23 protein-coding genes are annotated in these 19,804 nt (G+C 39.7%); 9 read left to right on the top strand and 14 right to left on the bottom strand.

The features are described 5' to 3' along the window. Positions 1 to 10: 10 nt before the first annotated feature. The 7 genes from E5N72_RS05675 to cadR all read right to left on the bottom strand — a co-directional run bounded on the left by E5N72_RS05675 (position 11) and on the right by cadR (position 6,414). Positions 11 to 550 carry a manganese efflux pump MntP family protein gene (locus tag E5N72_RS05675; protein WP_135923587.1) on the bottom strand — a complete coding sequence of 180 codons (540 nt, stop codon included), beginning with the start codon at positions 548 to 550 and terminating at the stop codon, positions 11 to 13. A gap of 51 nt (positions 551 to 601) precedes the next feature. Next, complete coding sequence (qatD, locus tag E5N72_RS05670; RefSeq protein WP_135923586.1) at positions 602 to 1,333, bottom strand: Qat anti-phage system TatD family nuclease QatD; 732 nt, start codon at positions 1,331 to 1,333, stop codon at positions 602 to 604. Then, positions 1,330 to 2,664, bottom strand: a complete 1,335-nt coding sequence (qatC, locus tag E5N72_RS05665; protein ID WP_016708225.1) for a Qat anti-phage system QueC-like protein QatC — start codon at positions 2,662 to 2,664, stop codon at positions 1,330 to 1,332. Before qatC ends, qatD begins: the two co-directional genes overlap by 4 nt. After that, a complete protein-coding gene (locus E5N72_RS05660) occupies positions 2,657 to 3,544 on the bottom strand; it encodes a hypothetical protein (protein ID WP_016708226.1) in 888 nt (295 codons plus the stop codon). Before E5N72_RS05660 ends, qatC begins: the two co-directional genes overlap by 8 nt. A 1-nt stretch (position 3,545) precedes the next feature. After that, positions 3,546 to 5,306 carry a P-loop NTPase fold protein gene (locus tag E5N72_RS05655; RefSeq protein ID WP_016708227.1) on the bottom strand — a complete coding sequence of 587 codons (1,761 nt, stop codon included), beginning with the start codon at positions 5,304 to 5,306 and terminating at the stop codon, positions 3,546 to 3,548. After that, a complete protein-coding gene (locus tag E5N72_RS05650) occupies positions 5,270 to 5,893 on the bottom strand; it encodes a recombinase family protein (RefSeq protein ID WP_016708228.1) in 624 nt (207 codons plus the stop codon). The genes E5N72_RS05655 and E5N72_RS05650 overlap by 37 nt, the downstream gene beginning before the upstream one ends. 131 nt (positions 5,894 to 6,024) lie before the next feature. Continuing rightward, positions 6,025 to 6,414 (bottom strand): Cd(II)/Pb(II)-responsive transcriptional regulator, encoded by a 390-nt coding sequence (gene cadR / locus E5N72_RS05645; protein ID WP_016708229.1) that lies wholly within the window; start codon positions 6,412 to 6,414, stop codon positions 6,025 to 6,027. A gap of 82 nt (positions 6,415 to 6,496) precedes the next feature. Here cadR and E5N72_RS05640 point away from each other — a divergent pair, with 82 nt between their 5' ends. The 7 genes from E5N72_RS05640 to E5N72_RS05610 all read left to right on the top strand — a co-directional run bounded on the left by E5N72_RS05640 (position 6,497) and on the right by E5N72_RS05610 (position 14,671). Beyond that, positions 6,497 to 7,150 (top strand): cation transporter, encoded by a 654-nt coding sequence (locus E5N72_RS05640; protein ID WP_016708230.1) that lies wholly within the window; start codon positions 6,497 to 6,499, stop codon positions 7,148 to 7,150. A gap of 12 nt (positions 7,151 to 7,162) precedes the next feature. Then, the gene (locus tag E5N72_RS05635; protein ID WP_016708231.1) at positions 7,163 to 7,891 is read left to right on the top strand and encodes a transglutaminase family protein; all 729 of its coding nucleotides are present in this window, start codon (positions 7,163 to 7,165) and stop codon (positions 7,889 to 7,891) included. Beyond that, positions 7,884 to 8,783: a cation diffusion facilitator family transporter gene (locus E5N72_RS05630; RefSeq protein ID WP_016708232.1), complete on the top strand. Its 900-nt coding sequence runs from the start codon at positions 7,884 to 7,886 to the stop codon at positions 8,781 to 8,783. Before E5N72_RS05635 ends, E5N72_RS05630 begins: the two co-directional genes overlap by 8 nt. A gap of 45 nt (positions 8,784 to 8,828) precedes the next feature. Further along, complete coding sequence (locus tag E5N72_RS05625) at positions 8,829 to 9,191, top strand: hypothetical protein (protein ID WP_016708233.1); 363 nt, start codon at positions 8,829 to 8,831, stop codon at positions 9,189 to 9,191. Between the two features lie 69 nt (positions 9,192 to 9,260). After that, on the top strand, positions 9,261 to 10,589 hold the full coding sequence (locus tag E5N72_RS05620; RefSeq protein WP_029216105.1) for a TolC family protein: 1,329 nt from the start codon (positions 9,261 to 9,263) through the stop codon (positions 10,587 to 10,589). 2 nt (positions 10,590 to 10,591) lie between these two features. After that, positions 10,592 to 11,506 (top strand): efflux RND transporter periplasmic adaptor subunit, encoded by a 915-nt coding sequence (locus E5N72_RS05615; protein WP_016708235.1) that lies wholly within the window; start codon positions 10,592 to 10,594, stop codon positions 11,504 to 11,506. A gap of 54 nt (positions 11,507 to 11,560) precedes the next feature. Continuing rightward, positions 11,561 to 14,671: a CusA/CzcA family heavy metal efflux RND transporter gene (locus tag E5N72_RS05610; RefSeq protein ID WP_016708236.1), complete on the top strand. Its 3,111-nt coding sequence runs from the start codon at positions 11,561 to 11,563 to the stop codon at positions 14,669 to 14,671. 91 nt (positions 14,672 to 14,762) lie between these two features. Here the strand turns inward: E5N72_RS05610 and E5N72_RS05605 are convergent, their stop codons facing one another. Further along, complete coding sequence (locus tag E5N72_RS05605) at positions 14,763 to 14,903, bottom strand: cupredoxin domain-containing protein (RefSeq protein WP_240704540.1); 141 nt, start codon at positions 14,901 to 14,903, stop codon at positions 14,763 to 14,765. 874 nt (positions 14,904 to 15,777) lie between these two features. Between E5N72_RS05605 and E5N72_RS05600 the strand changes: the two genes are divergently transcribed. Both E5N72_RS05600 and E5N72_RS05595 read left to right on the top strand, forming a co-directional pair. After that, positions 15,778 to 16,299: a DUF305 domain-containing protein gene (locus E5N72_RS05600; RefSeq protein ID WP_008109672.1), complete on the top strand. Its 522-nt coding sequence runs from the start codon at positions 15,778 to 15,780 to the stop codon at positions 16,297 to 16,299. A gap of 1 nt (position 16,300) precedes the next feature. Next, entirely contained in the window at positions 16,301 to 17,032 is a 732-nt protein-coding gene (locus E5N72_RS05595; RefSeq protein ID WP_016708238.1) for a glutaredoxin, read from the top strand. 216 nt (positions 17,033 to 17,248) lie between these two features. Here E5N72_RS05595 and E5N72_RS05590 read toward each other — a convergent pair whose 3' ends face one another. From E5N72_RS05590 to E5N72_RS05565, 6 genes are read right to left on the bottom strand one after another with little or no spacing between them, the layout of a single operon-like run. Beyond that, positions 17,249 to 17,599 carry a hypothetical protein gene (locus E5N72_RS05590; protein WP_135923585.1) on the bottom strand — a complete coding sequence of 117 codons (351 nt, stop codon included), beginning with the start codon at positions 17,597 to 17,599 and terminating at the stop codon, positions 17,249 to 17,251. A gap of 50 nt (positions 17,600 to 17,649) precedes the next feature. After that, positions 17,650 to 18,021, bottom strand: a complete 372-nt coding sequence (locus tag E5N72_RS05585; protein WP_019677951.1) for a hypothetical protein — start codon at positions 18,019 to 18,021, stop codon at positions 17,650 to 17,652. A gap of 10 nt (positions 18,022 to 18,031) precedes the next feature. Then, positions 18,032 to 18,454, bottom strand: coding sequence for a hypothetical protein (locus tag E5N72_RS05580; protein WP_062566152.1), 423 nt, complete (start codon positions 18,452 to 18,454; stop codon positions 18,032 to 18,034). Further along, positions 18,438 to 19,103 carry an isoprenylcysteine carboxylmethyltransferase family protein gene (locus E5N72_RS05575; protein ID WP_016708241.1) on the bottom strand — a complete coding sequence of 222 codons (666 nt, stop codon included), beginning with the start codon at positions 19,101 to 19,103 and terminating at the stop codon, positions 18,438 to 18,440. Before E5N72_RS05575 ends, E5N72_RS05580 begins: the two co-directional genes overlap by 17 nt. After that, positions 19,096 to 19,431, bottom strand: a complete 336-nt coding sequence (locus tag E5N72_RS05570) for a DUF2933 domain-containing protein (protein WP_016708242.1) — start codon at positions 19,429 to 19,431, stop codon at positions 19,096 to 19,098. The genes E5N72_RS05575 and E5N72_RS05570 overlap by 8 nt, the downstream gene beginning before the upstream one ends. 9 nt (positions 19,432 to 19,440) lie before the next feature. Further along, on the bottom strand, positions 19,441 to 19,794 hold the full coding sequence (locus E5N72_RS05565) for a cupredoxin domain-containing protein (RefSeq protein ID WP_045979597.1): 354 nt from the start codon (positions 19,792 to 19,794) through the stop codon (positions 19,441 to 19,443). Between the last annotated feature and the right edge of the window lie 10 nt (positions 19,795 to 19,804).

Below are 19,804 nucleotides of genomic sequence, written 5' to 3'. Positions count from 1 at the left end.
TGGTTCTGTGTCAACCAAGTAATATCTTAAATGCGATTGCGATTAACACTAAACCACCAAATAGTTCAGCTTTAGATTCCAGCCATACGCCACTTCTTTCGCCGATATTCACACCAATCCAGCTAAAGGCAAACGTCGTGACGCCTATTATCAAGCAAGCTACGGCTATATCTACCTCAAGCAATGTGATTGCATAACCTGCCGCCATTGCATCAATACTGGTGGCAATAGCAAGAACAAATAGCACACGATGAGTAACATTAGCAATATCTTCTTCAATTCCTTCAGATTGGGACTCATAAATCATTTTGCCACCGATAAATACTAGCAAAATAAAAGCTATCCAAGGTGCATAATCTTCAATCCAAGATGATAAACCTTTACCGCTGTAATAGCCTAAAAGAGGCATAAAGCCTTGGAAAAATCCAAAATAAGCAACGGCTTTAATAAAGAGTTTTTCAGCATTTGCTACTTTTTTAGAACCTAAGCCTATGGATACTGCAAACACGTCCATACTGAGTGCTATAGCTAATACAAATACTTCAAACAAATCGATTAAACCTGAATAAAATTGTTATAAGATTACGTGACGTATAATTAGTTACTTGACTGATGTTAAACACCTAAGGTTTGCTGACAGTTGCTCAATTATCGAAGCCTTATTTTTACACCAAATTTCAGCCAGATATTCAGTAACAGTGCCAACACTTGAAGGAAACAGAATATTCCCCGCCACTTTGGCGAAAGGGCCATCAGTTTCGAGTAAAATCCTATCTTGAGGTATCCACGATATTACTTTTTTAGCTCTGGCTGAAGTAAGCATGGCTGGCCCAATAGAAAAGAAACAGCCTAGCTCGACGGCTTCTAGAACTTGCTTCTTAGTACCTAAAAACCAATGAAGAATAGAAGTACCAGCATCGGGGTATAACTTAAGTTGTTCAAGTACTTCACCTGTCGCATTAAGACTATGGATAGTTAATATTTTGTTATCAAAGCCTTCACATTTTTTCAAAATATGCGTAAAAACCTCTAATTGATCATCAAAGTAATCAGCATAACCTTTTGAGCCATCCAGCCCAATTTCTCCAATATATCTAGTTCTATCAACTAGCTTATCGAATAGAGGTAGTTCATTTTTCCTTAAATGAGCAAGTTGAGGGTGAAGCCCCAAAGCCGTTTTACAGTGTTTTATGCCACTTGTTAACTGAACAGTACCTTCAAAAGCTGAAGGCACCGTAGTTACTGATAGCACGTAATAATTACTGCTTTTTATGTCGTTCAATACCTCTTTATGATCTGGATATAAATCAACATGGCAATGAAGATCCATCATGATGATTTATCCGCTTGGAGAAATAATTCAACCTCTGCTAATCCTCGCTTAATAGTTGATTCTAGTTTTTCTCGTATATCTTTATCTTGTGGTATTGGTCCTGACTTTCGAAGCCAAGAACGATAATTGTCAGTCTGTTTCAACCGGATAATGGCAGTTTGAACCGCTTGGAGATCATCGCGAGTATCTTTTTCTTTAATAAGACCTCTCAACCGCTTTGTCTTGTATGGCGCATCTTGTGTAAAACCAGCATGAAAAACTGACGCTCTTCGAATAAGGCAAGGTACACAATGCCCACACTGTTTATGCTCTCTGTGCCAATGACTACAAGAAACACTCAGAGGAACTGCTTTTCTAATTGCGTCTTGATCAACACATTCCGCTAACATTTCACCTTTAGTTTTGAATTGATAGGGGTTTACAAATTTGACATGAAACCCAGTGTCTCTAAGCAAAGATTCAAGCCTGCTTAGAAAATTAGGATGAGTAGTTCTAGTACTATGGCTACCAATCCGTCTTCTGGTAAGCGGTGGATTTATAGAAATATAGCCATTCTCAGGGACGACAATAGTTTCAATACTGCTATCGCAATTAGCATTTCTTAAGGCTGATATACCAAGTACCGCCATAGCTAGGAAGTTGAAGCTTCTTCCCCTCATGCTAATGTCAGTTTTACCTTCTAAATGCTTGATAATATGAGGAGACATTGAATAGGACAATTCGCCGAATGGCGGGGATAATAAATGCTTAATATCTTCCTGTTTTGCGCCATCACCACGATAAGCGTGACTAACCAAAAGCGGTTTTAAGGCTGACTCTCCGTTTAAAATGTCAATTGCACCAACTGCGCTGTCAAGACCTCCTGAAAAAAGGCAGACTGAGTTGAGTCCAATTAATGATTTTGCTTTTGCTTTCGCTTGCTCACTTGTTTTAGGAGTCGGCATCGGCATAGTTGTTTTTTCAAAAGTAAACTGCCATTGATCGCCCGTTAGAAAGTTGAGCAAAGAACTTAGTTCAGGCTCAACAGTATTCCACATATCCTCATCGGTAACAGGAACATGTAAATGCATTTTTCTAGCCCATGCATTTTCTGCATTATCCCTCAATTCAAATGTATCAGCGGCGGTAACGGCGGTTGCAATTGTTATCAGATCTATTGCATCAGCATCTACATGCAATCCTAAATCACGAACTGTTTGTAGTAGTTGTTTTGACACCAAGCTGTGCTTAGTGATGTCATTTTGATGCGTGTGAAACATTTGGACAGGATGACAGTCTTCAGAAAAATCAGGCAAGTTAGCTGGGTCATGGTTAAAATAAAAATTAGTCATCAAAACTCTCCCATTCATCCACTGTCATTGCAATTGCATCAGCTTGAATTTTAGTAATATTTTCCTTGCTAATAGTACTAGGGTTGCCATTAGTTACTTTGTCTAACTGCTCTTGTGTGATCACTTTTATTAATTCCCTTAATTCTACTTCCATTTGATGATGCTTACTTGCAGGCTCAACATGAAACCAAGCTCTGCCCATGCCTTCAACCACATCCTGAAAAATAAGATCTGTTAAATAACAGCCTATGGCTTCTTGAATAACTTCGTCAGTAAAACTGTTTGGGTCAAATTCTTCTGTATCGGGGAGTGCTTCTTCTAGTGCGTAATCCAACGCAACTCTTACAGCATCCGAATCGGCATTATCAGGTGCCAAATGACTAGCAATTTTGTCAATTGCTTGGTCAGTCGATAACCCAGTTAGATCACCTAATGATAAGCTTTGATTATTAACCGTTACGGTGTCGCCACGCATGACACCAAGCAATCCAGAACCAGCCGTTATACCGCTTGCTAGTCTCCGGCTTGTGCTTTTACCTCCGCCAGAGCCTTTTCTAGAGTAACTTTTTAATGAACGCCTTAGATCTGAGGTTGAGCCACCTGTTTGTGCATATTTACCAAATGCTCTTCTGGCGCTGGCAAACCTATTTGGAGGTGGCGTTGCTGTTGGCGAACCACCGATTTCTTGTTGAACCTTGTCATTGTCAATATCGTTGGTATGGTCATTCTGATCATCAGATTGATTGTTATCAGAACCAGTTTGATCATCCCCATCAGTACCTGATGCAGGCTCTATTGTGACGGGATCTCCTTGCTCTGCCCAAGATGGAATTAGCGGACTCTTGTTATTCGGTCCTGTAGACGATGCGGACGTACCCATATTACTTAATTCCCTCTAGTTCTTTTAAGATTGGATTGAGCCACCTTTGACGAGGCAAGCTTTTTAAGAATGTAAGAAGACTTAAGCAACATTTATCATCCTGCTTGGCAAGTAACACGGCTCCATAGATGCCTGTTGGTTTTTCGGTCCAATCACCAATCAACTTAAAGTTTTCAATCAAACCATCCATGACTGACATGTACTCTTCCTTCGGAGTTGTGGTAATCGCAGTAGAGTTAACGCCACTGACCCTTACCTTTTGCTTCATTAATTCTTCTACAAGTTTTTGAGCAGCTCCCGACATTACCGCATTAACAGCACCCATTGGAATGCTTTCTCGGCTAAGGTATGCCGCTGGGGTCAAATCCATCTCAGTAAACATTGGAGGTAATTTTGACCATTTATCAATAAAAGCTAGGTCGAGTTTCCACTCTTCAGGTAACTTTATTTCATCAAATTCAACTTCTGAATTTTCGAGATCCGCTAAAACTTTTGGATATCCGTTTTCCTTATCAATTAATTCATAAAGCTTGTTAGTAGCCTGAGTGCCTAAGCACCTCTCAAAAATTACCAGCTTAGTGATAGTTTTCTCGTCAAGCTGCATTCCTCGACGGTGAGCCGTTTTCTTTCTCATCTTAACTTGATTGAGTAATCGCTTAACTATGCGAGGGTTACCGTTAATGTTTGTGGATTCAGCTAATAGTGGAGCTAACTGTTCAGCAACTACAAATTTGCTTCTGAGTCCTGAATGCTTTTCGATATCGTGATCCTGAAGAAGCTCATCAACGGTAATTTGTGGTTGTTTCCAAGAAAGCCTTAATGATTCTTCAAGGGCACATCTTATCGCTTCTAACTGAGCATCTGTCACTCCGTGGTCTTGAGCGGTGAGCATCATTAAATATGCCCTTATCTCAAGAACACCGGGCCTTGGTACATGCACAGGAATTTGAATAAGCTTGTCTAAATAATCAGTTTGATGTCGTTGAGATGCACCTTTGTGATATTCAGGTACTGCCAAACGGATCATGTCTTCATCGGCGGCAATGACAAATGCGGTATTTGGTAAAAATAGAAATAATCTGATCGCCTCAAGTGTTGAAATGGCATTAAATGGAGAGCAGCGATCTAAATTATCGACATAGACAATAAGTGGCTTATCAAACTCCTTTAACAGATCAGAATATGCTTTTCGGAATTCTTTAATTTCTTTAGGAGGTGAGAATGATTTCTTATCTTTGATCAAACCTTTGTTTTTCTTCGCAACATCCTTAGCGCCATCGACAGCACCTTTTACATCATCAACATCAAGTTCACCATCGTCACCACCACTGAATAGTCCCATGATCTTCTGTATACCACCCATAGTCGGTATACCAGCTAATGCTGCACCACCATTCATTAGCAGTCCCATCAGTCTGATCTTATCTATTCGTCCAGCAAACTCTATTGCTTTTGCACTTAGATTTTTATCGTCTGCTGCTTTTTTTACTAAAGTAGATGCAATTGTTTCTAATAGCGCTGCTTTAGCGTCATCGTATCCTTGGAAAGTCCATGCATCGAAATGCACTTGGATATATTCTTGTTCATCAGTTTCCAAAGATGCTTTGGTAAGTTCAAGAATCGTGGATTTTCCAGCGCCCCAATCACCAAAGACACCTATACTAATAGGCATTAATTCCTTTTCAGTGATAAGATCTTTAATCGACTCAGCCGTTTCATTAAAGTTTAAGAAGTCAATTTTTGACTCTTTATCAGACCACATAACATCTCCTTTTGTTTATTATTTTTTTGTTCCATTCTTTCAATAGTTCGATGAACCGTCGGGCGGCTAACAGAATATTTCTTCGCTAATGCAGAGATCGATTCACCATTTAATTTATCTTTATATAATTCTTTCGCTTGTTTGTCTGATAAAGCAGGCAACCTACCCATATGTTTGCCTTTAGCCTTCGCTTCTTCGCGACCTTCTGCGGTTCTGGCTTTTATAAGATCCCGCTCAAGTTGAGCGAATACTCCACATAGGTTGATCATGGCGGTGGCAAACGGATTATCATTTTTAGTATTGAGAGAGCCGTCGATAATATTTAAACAAGCCCCCTTTTTGTGGATACTTTCAATAGCCTCAAGAATAGACTTTAATGATCGGCCTAGCCGATCAAGGCGAGTAACAATTACCTCATCACCCTCCCTGATAAAATCGATGAGTTCCTTTAGCTTTTCTTCATTTCTAATGGAAGCACCTGACTGTTTTCCTTGAAATATTTTTTCACAGCCATGAGCGTCCAACTTGGACAGTTGAATATTTAAATCTTGCTCTTTAGTTGAGACTCTTGCAAAACCAACTTTCATATGTACGAAACCTGTAACTTTCGTACATCTTAACAATCAAGTGAACGAAAGTACATTAAATAAATTTCGTACATGAACGTAATAAAATATAGTTATTCGTACACAACACGGATAGAAAATGAATGACAATTCTAACTATCAAGTGACTTAATTATTCCACACGCTTCAATGGTGTTTTCAGTTGTACACAAACTTGCCATTTGTTGAAGCTCAGCTTTTAGTGCTTTGAGTTCTCTCATTCGATTGTTAACTAAGGCCAATTGTTGAGCAATGAGCTTATTAACACTTGCACAGCTTTCTTCTGGCTTATTTTTCAGTTCCATAAGGCGTTTAACATCTGTTAGAGGGATATCCAAACTTCGGCAATGCTTTATAAACTCTAATTCTTTTAAAGCCCGTTCACCGTATAACCTGTAATTCCCTTCAGTACGTTCAGGAGTTGAAAGCAACCCTTCTTTCTCGTAATACCGAATTGTTTGTATCGAACACCCTGTCGTTTTTGAAAGTTCACCTATCTTCATAAAACTTTAGTCCTAAATCTTGACTCTATAGTCACTATAGACTTTATAGTTAAGTTATCAAGCAAATAACTAAGGCCGTGCAATGAGTGGTTGTGGTTGCGAAGTCGAACTAAAAGATGCGAAACAAAAACATGTGCTGTATTGGTTGCTAGGTATTAATGCGGTTATGTTCTGCGTTGAGATTACTGTGGGCCTATATGCAAACTCAACGGCTTTGATAGCAGATTCAATGGATATGCTGGCTGACGCAATTGTCTATGGTATTGCTCTATATGCCGTGAGCCGATCTTTAAAGCATAAAGCCAATGCAGCCCTTATCAGCGGTTACTTTCAGCTGACACTCGGAATACTGGTAATCTTTGACATAGTAAGAAGACTCGGAGAAGGTGAGCCTCACTCTTGGTTCATGATCGGCTTTGGTTTTGTAGCATTAATAGCAAACGTCATTTGTTTAGTTTTAATCAGAATGCAAAGCAATGGTGAAGTCCATATGCGTGCAAGCTGGATATTTTCAGCCAACGATGTGATCGCAAACTTGGGGGTCATTGCTGCTGGTGTTTTAGTGATGCTACTTGATTCTCGCTGGCCTGACATTGTGATTGGTAGTGTGATTGCAACCCTAATTTTAAGAGGGGCTTACCTGATTATTACTGATGCGAAGAAAGAGCTGAGCAACGCAGAGTTAACAAGCGAAAACAATAGCTGTAGTGGAAGTAAATCAAAATCATGTTCTTAAAGGAGATGGATAATGAGTGCTAATTATTTAGAGAAAACACAAATATTAGACTTAGATGATCACAGCATCCAATCTCTAATAGCAGATCGGAATTGGAATACAATGGATGAATACAACACAATAGGAGCTGCTTACACCTTTGTTAAAGATGAGATTCAGTTTGGTTACAACCGCAGCGATGATATATCTGCGAGTGAAGTTTTAGCGGATGGCTATGGACAGTGCAATACCAAGGGAAACTTGTTAATGGCTCTATTCCGAGCGCTTGGTATTCAGTGCCGATTTCATGGTTTCACGATTGACCAACAGCTTCAGAAAGGCGCTATTCCTTCTTATGTATTTTGGCTTGCCCCAAAATCCATTATCCATAGCTGGGTAGAAGTGCTCTATGAAGGTAAGTGGATCAATTTAGAAGGCTTCATTCTCGACGAAGCTTACCTAAGTTCAATTCAATCCAAATTCAGTCAAGCTAAAGATAATTTTTGTGGTTATGGAATAGCTACTACCTGCATAAGTAACCCAGAGACGAACTGGGTTGGTAAAGATACTTATATTCAAAAAGAAGGCATACACGACGACTTTGGCTTTTATGACTCACCCGATGAATTCTATGCTGAGCAGGGAACCAATCTAACGGGTATTAAACGTTGGGCGTACCAAAACTTTATCCGTCATATCATTAATTGGAATGTACAAAGGCTTAGAAGAAAAAATGTAACCGCCGAGGCTCAACATGCATAACCACTCTCACGGTCATGATCACCCTCACAATGATGAGGACGCTTCGAGACGCATTGGCTGGGCTTTTTTTCTAAACCTCACGTTTACCATCATCGAATTTATCGGAGGTTGGTTAACCAATAGTACGGCAATCATGGCAGATGCTATCCATGATTTAGGAGATAGCATCTCCATAGGCACCGCATGGGGATTAAATAAGCTCAGTAACAAGCCTGCCTCTAGCCAGTTTTCATATGGTTACAAGCGCTTTTCATTGCTTGGCGCATTGATTAACGGTTTGGTATTAACTGTTGGTTCTGTTTTTATACTAATTGAGGCCATACCAAGATTAGCTAACCCCGAAATGCCTCAAGTCGAAGGAATGCTTTTATTAGCTATTTTTGGCATGGTGGTAAACGGTTACGCTGCCTATAAGCTAAGTCATGGAAAGACCTTAAATGAACGAGTTTTAAACTGGCACTTGCTTGAAGACGTTTTAGGTTGGATAGCTATATTTATTGTATCAATCGTATTGATGTTTGTTGAATGGCCCATACTCGATCCTATTTTATCAATTGGGTTTACCCTTTTTATTTTATTTAATGTTGTAAGAACACTGAAAACGACACTTATGCTCTTCTTGCAAGCGACACCAGATATTGATCTTATTGAAAATATTAAATCGAAAATAGTTTCTAAAGCCATTGTGGGTGAAGTACATCACTTACACATCTGGTCACTTGATGGTGAACACAACGTTTTAACCGCCCATATTGTTTTAAACACTGAAATATCTAACGAAGAGCTGAAATCGTACAAGCTAGAGTTGCGACAGGAGCTTAAAGAGTTTGATTTTGCTCATACAACAATTGAAATAGAGTTCATAGACGAGCAATGTCGTGACGCAAGCTAAACGATAGTGTTAACATTGGCATAACTAAGAGATAGTTGAAACGAAATGAATATTAAACAATTCCCTGCATACATCATGATAGTGCTGATATTACTTCAGTCATTTTCTGCTGTGGCAAAAGTTGCTGATGTTCATATTGTTGATTCCGAGCATATAAAAACCGAGCATGTTCATGCTTTAGATGACCACATTTCTTCTGAAAAATTAATACAATCATCAGCAGATAATGACCAACACAACCCCGCTGATTGTCATCATTGCGGACACTGCAATGGCTCGCATGTACAGTTTGCTACGCATGTTTACATCAGTAGAGACATTGATTTCAAATCAAGTCAGGTATTTGATTATTTAAAAGTAGTCATTGAAGCTCCCCCTTCCAGATTACTTCGACCTCCCAAAAGTTAGTCCTTTTATTTAATTGGCGCGTTAGGCGGTGAAGCCAACGCTCGTTTCATAAAATAAACAGGACAAAATATGAATATGTCTTATTTTAAGGCCCCCGTACTTGCTTGGAAGAAAGTAAAACGGTTGCTTCTGTTGTCGTTTTTAGTGACAACTAATAATGTATTTGCAAATGACTTAACTGTTGATTCAGTTTCATTGTCAGAGGCAATACAACGAACACTTGCAAACAACCCACAGCTAACAGCTTTTAAATACAAACAAAAGCGTTTAGACGGCGAGTTAGCTACCGCAGGGTTAAAACCTGAATATAACGTCAGCGCTGAATTGGAAAACTTTGCAGGTACAGGTGATGTATCTGGATTCAGCGACGCTGAACTTACCTTATCAATATCTTCCGTGGTGGAATTGGGAGATAAGGTAAATAGCAGAAAGCTTTATGTTAATGCCCAACAGCAAGCAATAGCTGTTGAAAAAAGAATACAAACACTCGATATTTTGGGTGAAGTAGCAGCTCGCTATATCGATGTTTTGACGTTACAGCAAATCATGCTCGTCAATGAAAATGCAGAAAAGCTAGCACGAGAAACCTATCAAACTGTCTCCAAAAAAGTTCGTGTTGGTTCGGCACCGTCATCAGAGCAAAAACGAGCTGATGCAGCTTTAGCAACAGCTCGACTAAAGACGCTAACCATTTCCAAGCAGTTAGAGGCCAGTGTTCGTAAGTTAGCTATTATGTGGGGAGAACAATCACCGCAATTCTCTCGTGTATCAGGCGATTTATTTGCACTTCCCAAAACAATATCACTCGAATACATCATGGCTCAACTTTCTCAAAGTCCTCATATATTAGCTTATGCAGAGCAATCGAGAATTCAGCAAGCTCAATTACAATCAATCAACGCACAAAGCCACGCTAATATAACGTGGAGCGCAGGTGTGAAAAGACTTGAAGGTAGCAATGAGACTGCGTTGGTTGCAGGAATTAGCGTCCCTCTGTTTACGAGTGATAGAAATAGAGGCAGCTATCAATCTCAAAAAGCAAAACTCGATGAAGTTGAGCAGCAACGGAAAGCCAGTGAGCGAGCAATTTACAGCCAATTAGCGACATTTTATGCGGCTCAGGAAGAGGCTCGCCTTACGGTTGAAACCTTACAAACCAGTATTATTCCGCCTCAAGAAAGTGCTTTGTCATTAGTGCAAAAAGCCTATTCGGACGGGCGCTTTAGTTATTTAGAGCTAGTTTCAGTTCAAAAAGAGCTTATTGAGATGCAATATGCGCTTATTTTTGCCGCAAGTGAGGTTCACAAACAAAGCGCCTCCATTGAGTCCTTATCAGGCATTCCATTAATTTCTTCCGGCAATACAGAAAGCCAACTTTCAAGCTTTATTGAGAATTAATCATGAAAAAGAAAAATATATTAAATTCACCAATCAGCCTTTTCAAATTAATGCTTGTTGCTGTAATTGGTTTCACCTCCATCACGACCTCAGCCAGTGAAGAACACAAAGATGAAATAGTCTCTATGTCTGTTGAGATGGCTAAACAAAACAGCATTGAAACAGTAGCAGCAACTAGCGGTGTTATTCATAACGAAGAAGTTGTATATGGAAAAATCGTTGCCGATCCTGCCTCACTTGCGCACGTTAACGCTAGATTCGATGGTGTTATTAAGGAAGTAAAAGTCAATCTCGGCGAAGAGGTCAAAAAAGGTGAAACGTTGGTAGTGATTGAATCCAATGAGAGCTTAAATCAATATTCGATAAAAGCACCAATGTCTGGGCGTATAGTCGCTAGGCAAGCCAATATTGGCGAGCTTACAAATGGTGAAAACTTGCTGACAATAGCCAATTTTGACGTGGTTTGGGCACAACTATCAGTGTTTCCTACTCAGCTAAGTAAGGTTAACGCTAACCAGCAGGTGCTAATTCATAGCACTGAATTTAATCAAAGTGCGCAAATTAGCTATTTAACACCATCACTAAACGACAAGCCATACTCATTGGCATTTGTAAAATTGGATAACAAAACCAACAAGTGGCCGCTTGGCACTGTAATTAAAGGTGCGGTTACGACCAGTCAACACTCTGCTCCAGTTGTTGTGCCAAAAGGAGCCATTCAAGAGTTTGAAGGCAAAGATGTTGTTTTTATTAAAGAAGGCAATGAATACCACCCTAGCGCCGTAAAAACTGGCGCTTCAGACGCTATCAATATTGCTATCATCGACGGTTTGAACGTCGGCGAAAGTGTGGTTGTAAAGAACAGTTATCTGCTAGTTGCTGATCTAAAAAAATCGGAGGCTGGACATGAACACTAATCTCCGACCTTTTTGTCCTCTACATATTGGCTTCAGTATTATCGAGGTGAAAATATGATCGCTTGGATACTAGAATTATCTATCCGTAGACGTGGTACTATGTTGCTTATGGCCTTGTTTATCATCGCTTTAGGAATATGGAACTATCAGAAGCTACCTATTGACGCTGTGCCAGATATAACCAATGTACAGGTACAAATAAACACGCAGGCTCAAGGTTATTCACCTTTGGAAACAGAGCAACGGATTACGTTTATCGTCGAAACGGGCTTGGCAGGTTTACCTAAGCTGGATTATACCCGTTCACTTTCTCGATATGGCCTGTCGCAAGTGACTGTTGTGTTTGAAGAAGGCACAGATTTGTATTTTGCCAGAAACCTAATCAATGAGCGACTTAGCGCAATTAAGGAGCAACTACCGTTTGGCATTGAACCAGAAATGGGACCAATTGCTACGGGCCTCGGTGAAATATACATGTACAGTATAACTGCCGACGAAAGTGCAAAGCAGAATAATGGCTTACCCTATGATGCGATGGCGTTAAGGGAGATCCATGACTGGGTAGTGAAACCACAACTTGCATTGGTTAAAGGGATTACGGAAATCAATGCAATTGGTGGCTATAAAAAGCAATACCATATCAATCCCGATCCGTTAAGGATGTTGCACTTCGGTATTACCAGTGAAGCACTATCAAATGCAATAATGCGAAATAATGCAAATCAAGGGGCTGGATTCATCGAAAGAAGCGGACAGCAAATTCTTGTTCGTTCACAAGCTCAGTTGCAATCTATTCAAGACATCCAAAACGTCATTATAAAAAGCGACGACGGCACACTTGTAAAAGTTAAAGATGTCGCCGAAGTTGCGATAGGAAAAGAGCTAAGGACAGGAGCTGCATCACTGGAAGGCAAGGAAAGTGTGATTGGCACCGCAATGATGCTGGTAGGAGAAAATTCACGCTCGGTGGCATTGGCTGTTGGTGACAAGCTTAGTGAAATCCAAAACAGTTTACCTCAAGGCGTGTCCATAGTTCCCTTATATGACAGGACAACTCTGGTTGATAAAGCAATTAGCACCGTACAGAAAAATCTTATTGAAGGTGCATTACTGGTTATCTTCGTATTGTTCCTATTACTGGGTAACATACGCGCCGCTTTGATTACCGCCGCAGTAATTCCTTTGGCAATGTTGGCAACAATCACGGGCATGGTTCAAAGCAAAGTCTCTGCGAATTTAATGAGTCTGGGAGCCTTAGATTTTGGATTGATTGTCGATGGCGCGGTAATAATCGTTGAGAACTGCATTAGGCGGTTAGCAGAAAGCCAAAAACGAAATAGTTCTGTCATTTCCCTGAAAGAACGCCTAGACATTGTTTATTCTGCTACCAATGAGGTTATACGACCTAGTGTTTTTGGCGTATTGATCATAACGATTGTCTATTTACCTTTGTTTACCTTATCGGGTGTCGAGGGCAAAATGTTTCATCCGATGGCCGCAACGGTGATAATCGCTCTATTGTCTGCAATGGTATTTACCTTCACGCTAGTCCCCGCTGCGGTTGCTTTATTCTTGAAAGGCAAAATCAGCGAAAAAGAAAGTCCAGTAATTGTCGGCGCTAAGTCAGTTTATAGTCCTGTTTTGAAGTGGGCTTTAAAACTACGTTGGCTAGTTGTTTGCGGCGCTGCTTTACTTGTGACATTTAGCATATTACTTGGTAGTAAATTAGGATCTGAATTTGTTCCTCAACTTAATGAAGGTGACATTGCACTGCACGCGATGCGTATTCCGGGCACGGGTATTGACCAAGCTGTAGAAATGCAGAAGGTACTTGAACAACAAATTATGAAATATGATGAAGTTGTTACGGTGTTTTCAAAAACGGGCACAGCAGAAGTTGCGACAGACGCGATGCCGCCAAATGTGACTGATACTTTTCTGATATTAAAGCCGAGAGAGCAATGGCCCGACCCTAATTTAACGAAAGAGGATTTTGTTGAAAGGCTGGAAAAAGATCTCAGCTCTATTCCCGGCAATAATTATGAGTTTACTCAACCAATTCAGATGCGATTTAACGAATTAATTAGCGGAGTAAGAGCTGATTTAGGGATTAAGCTCTACGGTGATGATCTATCCCAACTTGTCATTTCTGCACAAGAAGTTTTGGCTACACTCAATACAATTTCAGGTGTTGCTGATGCGCGGCTCGAACAAGTTGATGACGTGCCTATCTTTACCGTTAACCCCAAGCCTGAAGCATTAGCGCTATACGGGTTGGATGCAAGCGACTTACAGTCTTGGTTAAAAACAGTCGTGTCAGGTGAAGGCGCAGGGTTAATATTCGAAGGTGATCGTCGATTTGAAATTGTAGTTAGATATCCTGAGCTGTTGAGAGCCAACCTTGATCAGCTAGGTAATTTGCCAATCGCGACAGAAAGTGGTGAGTTTGTACCTGTAAGCGAAGTTGCAGAGTTAAATTATACGACAGTTCCAAGTCAAATAAGCCGAGAAAATGGTAAGCGACGAATTGTAATTACAGCAAATGTTAGAAACCGAGATCTAGGCTCATTCGTACAAGAGGCACAGCAAAAAATTCAACAAAATGTTGAATTGCCTGCTGGTTATTGGCTTGAGTACGGCGGAACATTTGAGCAACTTGAGAGTGCAACGCAAAGATTATCCATCGTAGTACCTGCCACATTGTTTGTAATTTTGACACTGCTTGTCATAGCATTTAGTTCAATAAAAGATGCCCTGATCATATTTAGTGGTGTGCCTTTAGCACTTACAGGCGGCGTATTGGCTTTGTGGTTAAGAGACATGCCTCTTTCAATTTCTGCTGCTGTTGGATTTATCGCTCTTTCAGGGATAGCTGTATTAAATGGACTGGTGATGCTGTCATTCATTAAACAGCGATTACTTGAAACAGGAGAGCTAATAAACTCAATTATCGAAGGTGCAACTATCAGGCTTCGCCCTGTATTAATGACCGCTTTGGTTGCTAGCTTAGGTTTCATTCCTATGGCATTAAACGTCGGAACTGGGGCTGAAGTTCAGAGGCCATTAGCAACGGTGGTAATTGGAGGGATTATTTCCTCTACTTTACTTACTTTAGTTGTTTTGCCTGTTCTATATAGAATTGTTTACAGTAAATACAAATCTTAACTTTAATTTAGAGGCTTCTCGTAATGTTTTCGAGAAGCCTTTTGTTAAGTTACTTTTGCTCGTTCAGGTGTGTAAAAAGACCTATTTAAAACTAAATTACTTTTAAGACGCCGCGATAGATTTGTATCTGACAATGAAACTCATGCTCTCCCTGTGACAAGTTTAATAAGGTAATTTGAGTAATTTCATTTAACTTAAGCTGTTCGCTTATATCCAATGAAGGAATAAGCATTATTTCAGCGCAGGGGGATTGCTCTTTATGACCGTTATGAACGCACGTCATTATTGCTAATTGCGCAGATTATGAATGAAACTGGTAAACGGATTATCATTTTTTGTACTGACAGAACCATTAATAATCTTTGAACAATCGCCCCGTTTGTGAGTACTTTCAATGTCCTCAAGAATAGACTTTAATGATCGGCCTAGCCGATCAAGGCGAGTAACTATTACCTCATCACCCTACCTGATGAAATCGATTAGCTTCTTTAACTTTTTTCATTTCTAACCGAAGTACCAGACACATTGCCTTATAATATTTTTTTACAACCATAATAGCCCAACTGAACAGTTGAGCATTCAAATCTTGTTCTCTAGTAGATACTCTTGCAAAACCACTTTCATGTGTAGGAAACTTTTAGCTTTCGGACATGAACGAGATAAAAGATCAATATTCGTTCATTTAAAAAGTGAAATAAATGACAACTCTAACTATCAAGATTAATTCTTCCACATGCTTTAACTGTGTCTTCACTTGTACACGAGCTTACATTTGTTGAAGCTCAGCTTGTAGTACTTTGAGTTCCCACATTAGATTGTTAACTAAAGCCAATTCCGCCTGTGTCTATCACAAGTTCAAAACTCAAACTCTAAATATAAGCTGATTTGATCTCCTTCAAAGAAGATTTTTTGCCCATAAACTCTTACACCGAAATGTGTAGATTAGTACTGATTCACAATAATTGCGCTGAAATTGAGTCAATCGTATTACAAATACTCTTATTGATACTGGCTCATTACTTGCAATTTTTCGAGAACATGACCACATGTAGAGAATAATAGGCTAACAGTGGGAAATATTTACACTATCAATGTAAGGATTACTTATGAAATACTCAAGATTTGCTGCAATGATCATCACCTCAACCATTGCTATGTTTGTCATGATGTATCTCAACACTTACGCAGTATCACATATATGGTTTAGTGAAACGCGTATCTATATGGCGTTGTATATGGGAGCAGGTATGGCAATGATCATGCTGGCCTTTATGCTTGGCATGTACAGTAACAAGAAGCTCAACATGGCTATTTTTCTATTGGCGACAATACTGTTCGCCATATGTCTTTATCTTGTTCGCTCTCAAAGCACAATTTCTGACACTGCCTACATGAAAGCGATGATTCCTCATCACTCCATTGCTATTCTTACTAGTGAGCATTCAACTTTGGAGGATGTACGCGTGCGTGAATTGGCAAATGGTATTATTAAAGCCCAACGAAAAGAAATAAAAGAAATGGAATGGCTGATTAAGGATATTTCTGAAAATGGAAAGGTCAGCTCACAAGCTCAGGCTGAGCAACGACCGCTCCCAAAGTTTGAAGGCACACTGAACAAAGGAGACTAAGATGACTAAGACAGCTACCCTGTACAGAATGGTCACTGACGAACATATCTGCCCCTATGGTTTAAGGTCGAAAGATTTGCTGGAGAGGCAAGGGTATGATGTAGAAGATCATAAGCTCACGTCAAGACAACAAGCTGATGACTTCAAAGATAAGCATGATGTCAAAACTACGCCACAAACCTTTATTGAAGGAAAGCGTGTCGGAGGATACGATGACTTAAGAGAGTATTTTGGTAAAGATGAAGCAGGTCAAACTGGCACAACCTACACGCCAGTTGTAGCCATTTTCTCGATAGCTGCACTTCTTGCTGTCGCATCTCAACATTTTGCTTCCGGCTCATTTATCTCCATCAGAACACTGATGCTATTTATAGCTTTTTCAATGACGCTCTTAGCGGTGCAAAAACTGAAAGACCTATACAGTTTCACAAATTCGTTTATTACTTATGATTTACTAGCGATGAGATGGATAAGATATGGTTATATTTATCCCTTCATTGAAGCATATGCAGGTATTGGTATGGTTGCCCAACTACAGCCTCTCGCAGTGGCACCATTTTCATTGTTTATCGGCACAGTTGGAGCAATTTCAGTTTTCAAAGCCGTTTACATTGACAAACGCCAGTTAAAGTGTGCCTGTGTAGGCGGCGATAGTAGTGTGCCACTTGGATTTGTATCGCTATCTGAAAACTTATTTATGATCGCGGGAGCATTGATTATGCTGCTGATGTAAAGGTATAGCTCTATTCGGCGGCTCCTTAACTGTTAAGATTAGACCTAGGATGCCAGCCCACACCTTTCTAATCCATATGTAACATTTTTTCTGTCGTACTGGCATCAAGATAACCAGAACTGAGCAAACAATCTCAAAGGTTGTACAAAATAACACTAAAGCTTTTTCATTAAGTTTTATTGTTATGCTCTTGTGGTGGCTTTCGCCACCACTTTATTAGTTTTCAAGTTCCACCATATCTTTCGCTGCAATGTCACCAGACACTAGCTTTACAGTTGCGAAATGATCATTCACAATTTTAGTAATTTGTACCGTTCCTACCTTTTCGATAGTGTAGGGATCGTCACCTTCACTCAATACTATTCTTTCATGGAATCTAATAACACTGTATTTTTGCCCAACCTCTGCGCCATGCTTAGCACCAATACAGATTAGAGTTCGATTATCAGAACTTTCTACTACCTGACCTCTCATCATGTATTTATGATAAAAAGTGGTATTAGAACAACCCACTAAATATAAACCGAATGTAAGCAATAAAAGAGTTTTTATATAGGGTGTTTTCATCACTGTTACCTCATTTGACTAACTAATTATCTATACACTTTTTTATGAATTCATTTGTTTTTCCGGCCAGCCCCCGAAGGTGCTTGATGACAACTCCAAGGCTTATGAACAGAGTTATCTTTGATGTTCTGATCAACAAATTTATAGTAACTTTCTTTAGTATGTGTCCACCAATCATCATGAACATCTGCGCCATACTTACGGATTACCTCCTCAATCCCATCAAGGCTTACGTTTGCGGCATCATAGGCAAGGTGTATTTCACCTTCTTTGATGTTGTAACTAACTTCATCTATACCAAAAAGCTGATCTATTTCTTTTACTAACTCGTCACAGCTTTCTTCTGTGACATTGCTAAGCTTTAGATTTCGAACAACTAAATTTTGCTCTCTAACGCCAACTCTATGATCTAAATCGCTCATAATTTTTCTCCTAATGTTTGTGTGAATGCTGTTGATTGCTATCTTTCATTTCTTCCATTTTCCGGTTCATCTGCGGCATCATGTTCTCCATCATTTCTAAATGATGTTCAGTCATCTTGATTTGTTGATGCATTGGCATTTCTTCCATATTTTTGTGCATGGATTGCATCATCTTCATCATTGAACGGTGATGTTCAACCATCATCTGCTGTTGCTTGTCAGGATCTTTTTCAGTTTTAATGGCATGGACTTCCTTTTTCATTTCCATCATTTTTTTATGCATTTCTCCCATGTTCTCATGTGGTATTGTCATGCCTTGATGCATATCAGCTTTGTTCGCACCTTCATGTTTATGCTCATTGTTTTGGGCAAATGAGCTAGTGGTTATCAGTAGTGAACTAATAAATAAAATTGATTTAGTTAACGTTTTCATGATTTTTACCTTCTACACTTTTATTAAAACTTGGGATCCAACTTGGTGTCGATTCCATATACCTGTGGTACTCCGAACCAAATTCAGCAATCGCCTGTGCTTCTTCGCGTTTCGCTAGCTTGACGTAAACAACGACTAAGATCGGAAACATCGCAAGTGTTGGGATTGTCGGCCACTGCAATAAAAAGCCGAACATGATTAGAATGAAAGCTACATACTGTGGGTGGCGACATCTTGCATACCATCCAGTTGTAGCCAATTGATGATGTTTTTGCGCGTGATGCAATACATTCCATGCTGAAGACAACATAAAGAAACCTGCAACAATAAACACCATACTCACTATATGAAATGGGTCCCAATGGGCATCACCTTGAAATCCAAAGAAAGTATGTAATAAATGCCCATTTTCATGCGCAAAGAAATTTACTTCTGGATAGGTCTCCGTCAGCCACCCCGACAGAAAATAGATAGTTAAAGGAAAGCCATACATTTCAGTAAATAGGGCAACAATAAAGGCAGAGAACGCGCTTAGACTTCTCCAATCAGTTGATGTTTTTGGTTTGACAAAACTAAAGGCAAAAAAGATAAAAATTGCTGAGTTCAGTATCACCATTGACCATAAGCCATAATCATATGTTTCATTCATCACTGCTCTCCTTTTTATGTGATTCCTTACGTGCCTTTTCTAAGCCTTGTATGTAGCCATCGCGATAGGCTGCATTTTTATCCGTGAGTTCTTGAAAGCTCTCTTCCTTTTTTTCATCAGGCGCATGTGAATGATCGTGACCATGTTTACCATGACTGCCATGCATAAATACGTGCATCAAGGGGCATAGCAATAAAATCAAGTAGGGAAGAAATTGCAGCGTATGTTGACCATGCTCAAGCACTAAGAAGTAGGTCACTGCGGCAATAAGTGCCAGTGCAGCCCAGCCTGTAGGTGTTGACCAAAAATTAGGGTGTTGATTTTTCATATTGCCCTCCTAAACGACTTTTAAGACACCGCGATACATTTGCATCTGACAGTGAAACTCATGCTCTCCCGGTGACAAGTTTAATAAGGTAATTTGAGTAATTTCATTTAACTTAAGCTGTTCGCTTATATCCAATGAAGGAATAAGCATTGTTTCAGCGCAGGGGGATTGATCTTTGCGTATAAACTTCAAGGTAACAGGTTGGCTAGCAGACACCTGAATTGAGGATGGGGAATACACGCCATCCCTCACTTCAATGAGTACTTCATTACCTTGAACGATTGTTTTATTGGGTTTATATAGCCAAAACCACCAAACAATCAGCGCGATTAACATTAAGCCTAATAAGTTAATTAACATCATCGCTCTTCTC

The organism is Pseudoalteromonas sp. MEBiC 03607 (genome assembly GCF_004792295.1).
Classification (GTDB): Bacteria; Pseudomonadota; Gammaproteobacteria; order Enterobacterales; family Alteromonadaceae; genus Pseudoalteromonas; species Pseudoalteromonas lipolytica_C.
Note: the sequence above shows the minus strand (reverse complement) of the source record. Positions and strands in the feature narration are given on the sequence as shown.

What these genes read in the sequence shown, in the direction of transcription:
- E5N72_RS05655 (WP_016708227.1), bottom strand. Translation starts at nt 5,306, where the DNA reads ATGTGGTCTGATAAAGAGTCAAAAATTGACTTCTTAAACTTTAATGAA.
- qatC (WP_016708225.1), bottom strand. Translation starts at nt 2,664, where the DNA reads ATGACTAATTTTTATTTTAACCATGACCCAGCTAACTTGCCTGATTTT.
- E5N72_RS05615 (WP_016708235.1), top strand. Translation starts at nt 10,592, where the DNA reads ATGAAAAAGAAAAATATATTAAATTCACCAATCAGCCTTTTCAAATTA.
- E5N72_RS05635 (WP_016708231.1), top strand. Translation starts at nt 7,163, where the DNA reads ATGAGTGCTAATTATTTAGAGAAAACACAAATATTAGACTTAGATGAT.
- E5N72_RS05660 (WP_016708226.1), bottom strand. Translation starts at nt 3,544, where the DNA reads ATGGGTACGTCCGCATCGTCTACAGGACCGAATAACAAGAGTCCGCTA.
- E5N72_RS05565 (WP_045979597.1), bottom strand. Translation starts at nt 19,794, where the DNA reads ATGATGTTAATTAACTTATTAGGCTTAATGTTAATCGCGCTGATTGTT.
- E5N72_RS05630 (WP_016708232.1), top strand. Translation starts at nt 7,884, where the DNA reads ATGCATAACCACTCTCACGGTCATGATCACCCTCACAATGATGAGGAC.
- E5N72_RS05620 (WP_029216105.1), top strand. Translation starts at nt 9,261, where the DNA reads ATGAATATGTCTTATTTTAAGGCCCCCGTACTTGCTTGGAAGAAAGTA.
- E5N72_RS05625 (WP_016708233.1), top strand. Translation starts at nt 8,829, where the DNA reads ATGAATATTAAACAATTCCCTGCATACATCATGATAGTGCTGATATTA.
- E5N72_RS05605 (WP_240704540.1), bottom strand. Translation starts at nt 14,903, where the DNA reads ATGCTTATTCCTTCATTGGATATAAGCGAACAGCTTAAGTTAAATGAA.
- qatD (WP_135923586.1), bottom strand. Translation starts at nt 1,333, where the DNA reads ATGATGGATCTTCATTGCCATGTTGATTTATATCCAGATCATAAAGAG.
- E5N72_RS05610 (WP_016708236.1), top strand. Translation starts at nt 11,561, where the DNA reads ATGATCGCTTGGATACTAGAATTATCTATCCGTAGACGTGGTACTATG.
- E5N72_RS05600 (WP_008109672.1), top strand. Translation starts at nt 15,778, where the DNA reads ATGAAATACTCAAGATTTGCTGCAATGATCATCACCTCAACCATTGCT.
- E5N72_RS05640 (WP_016708230.1), top strand. Translation starts at nt 6,497, where the DNA reads ATGAGTGGTTGTGGTTGCGAAGTCGAACTAAAAGATGCGAAACAAAAA.
- E5N72_RS05650 (WP_016708228.1), bottom strand. Translation starts at nt 5,893, where the DNA reads ATGAAAGTTGGTTTTGCAAGAGTCTCAACTAAAGAGCAAGATTTAAAT.
- E5N72_RS05585 (WP_019677951.1), bottom strand. Translation starts at nt 18,021, where the DNA reads ATGAGCGATTTAGATCATAGAGTTGGCGTTAGAGAGCAAAATTTAGTT.
- E5N72_RS05580 (WP_062566152.1), bottom strand. Translation starts at nt 18,454, where the DNA reads ATGAAAACGTTAACTAAATCAATTTTATTTATTAGTTCACTACTGATA.
- E5N72_RS05590 (WP_135923585.1), bottom strand. Translation starts at nt 17,599, where the DNA reads ATGAAAACACCCTATATAAAAACTCTTTTATTGCTTACATTCGGTTTA.
- cadR (WP_016708229.1), bottom strand. Translation starts at nt 6,414, where the DNA reads ATGAAGATAGGTGAACTTTCAAAAACGACAGGGTGTTCGATACAAACA.
- E5N72_RS05570 (WP_016708242.1), bottom strand. Translation starts at nt 19,431, where the DNA reads ATGAAAAATCAACACCCTAATTTTTGGTCAACACCTACAGGCTGGGCT.
- E5N72_RS05575 (WP_016708241.1), bottom strand. Translation starts at nt 19,103, where the DNA reads ATGAATGAAACATATGATTATGGCTTATGGTCAATGGTGATACTGAAC.
- E5N72_RS05595 (WP_016708238.1), top strand. Translation starts at nt 16,301, where the DNA reads ATGACTAAGACAGCTACCCTGTACAGAATGGTCACTGACGAACATATC.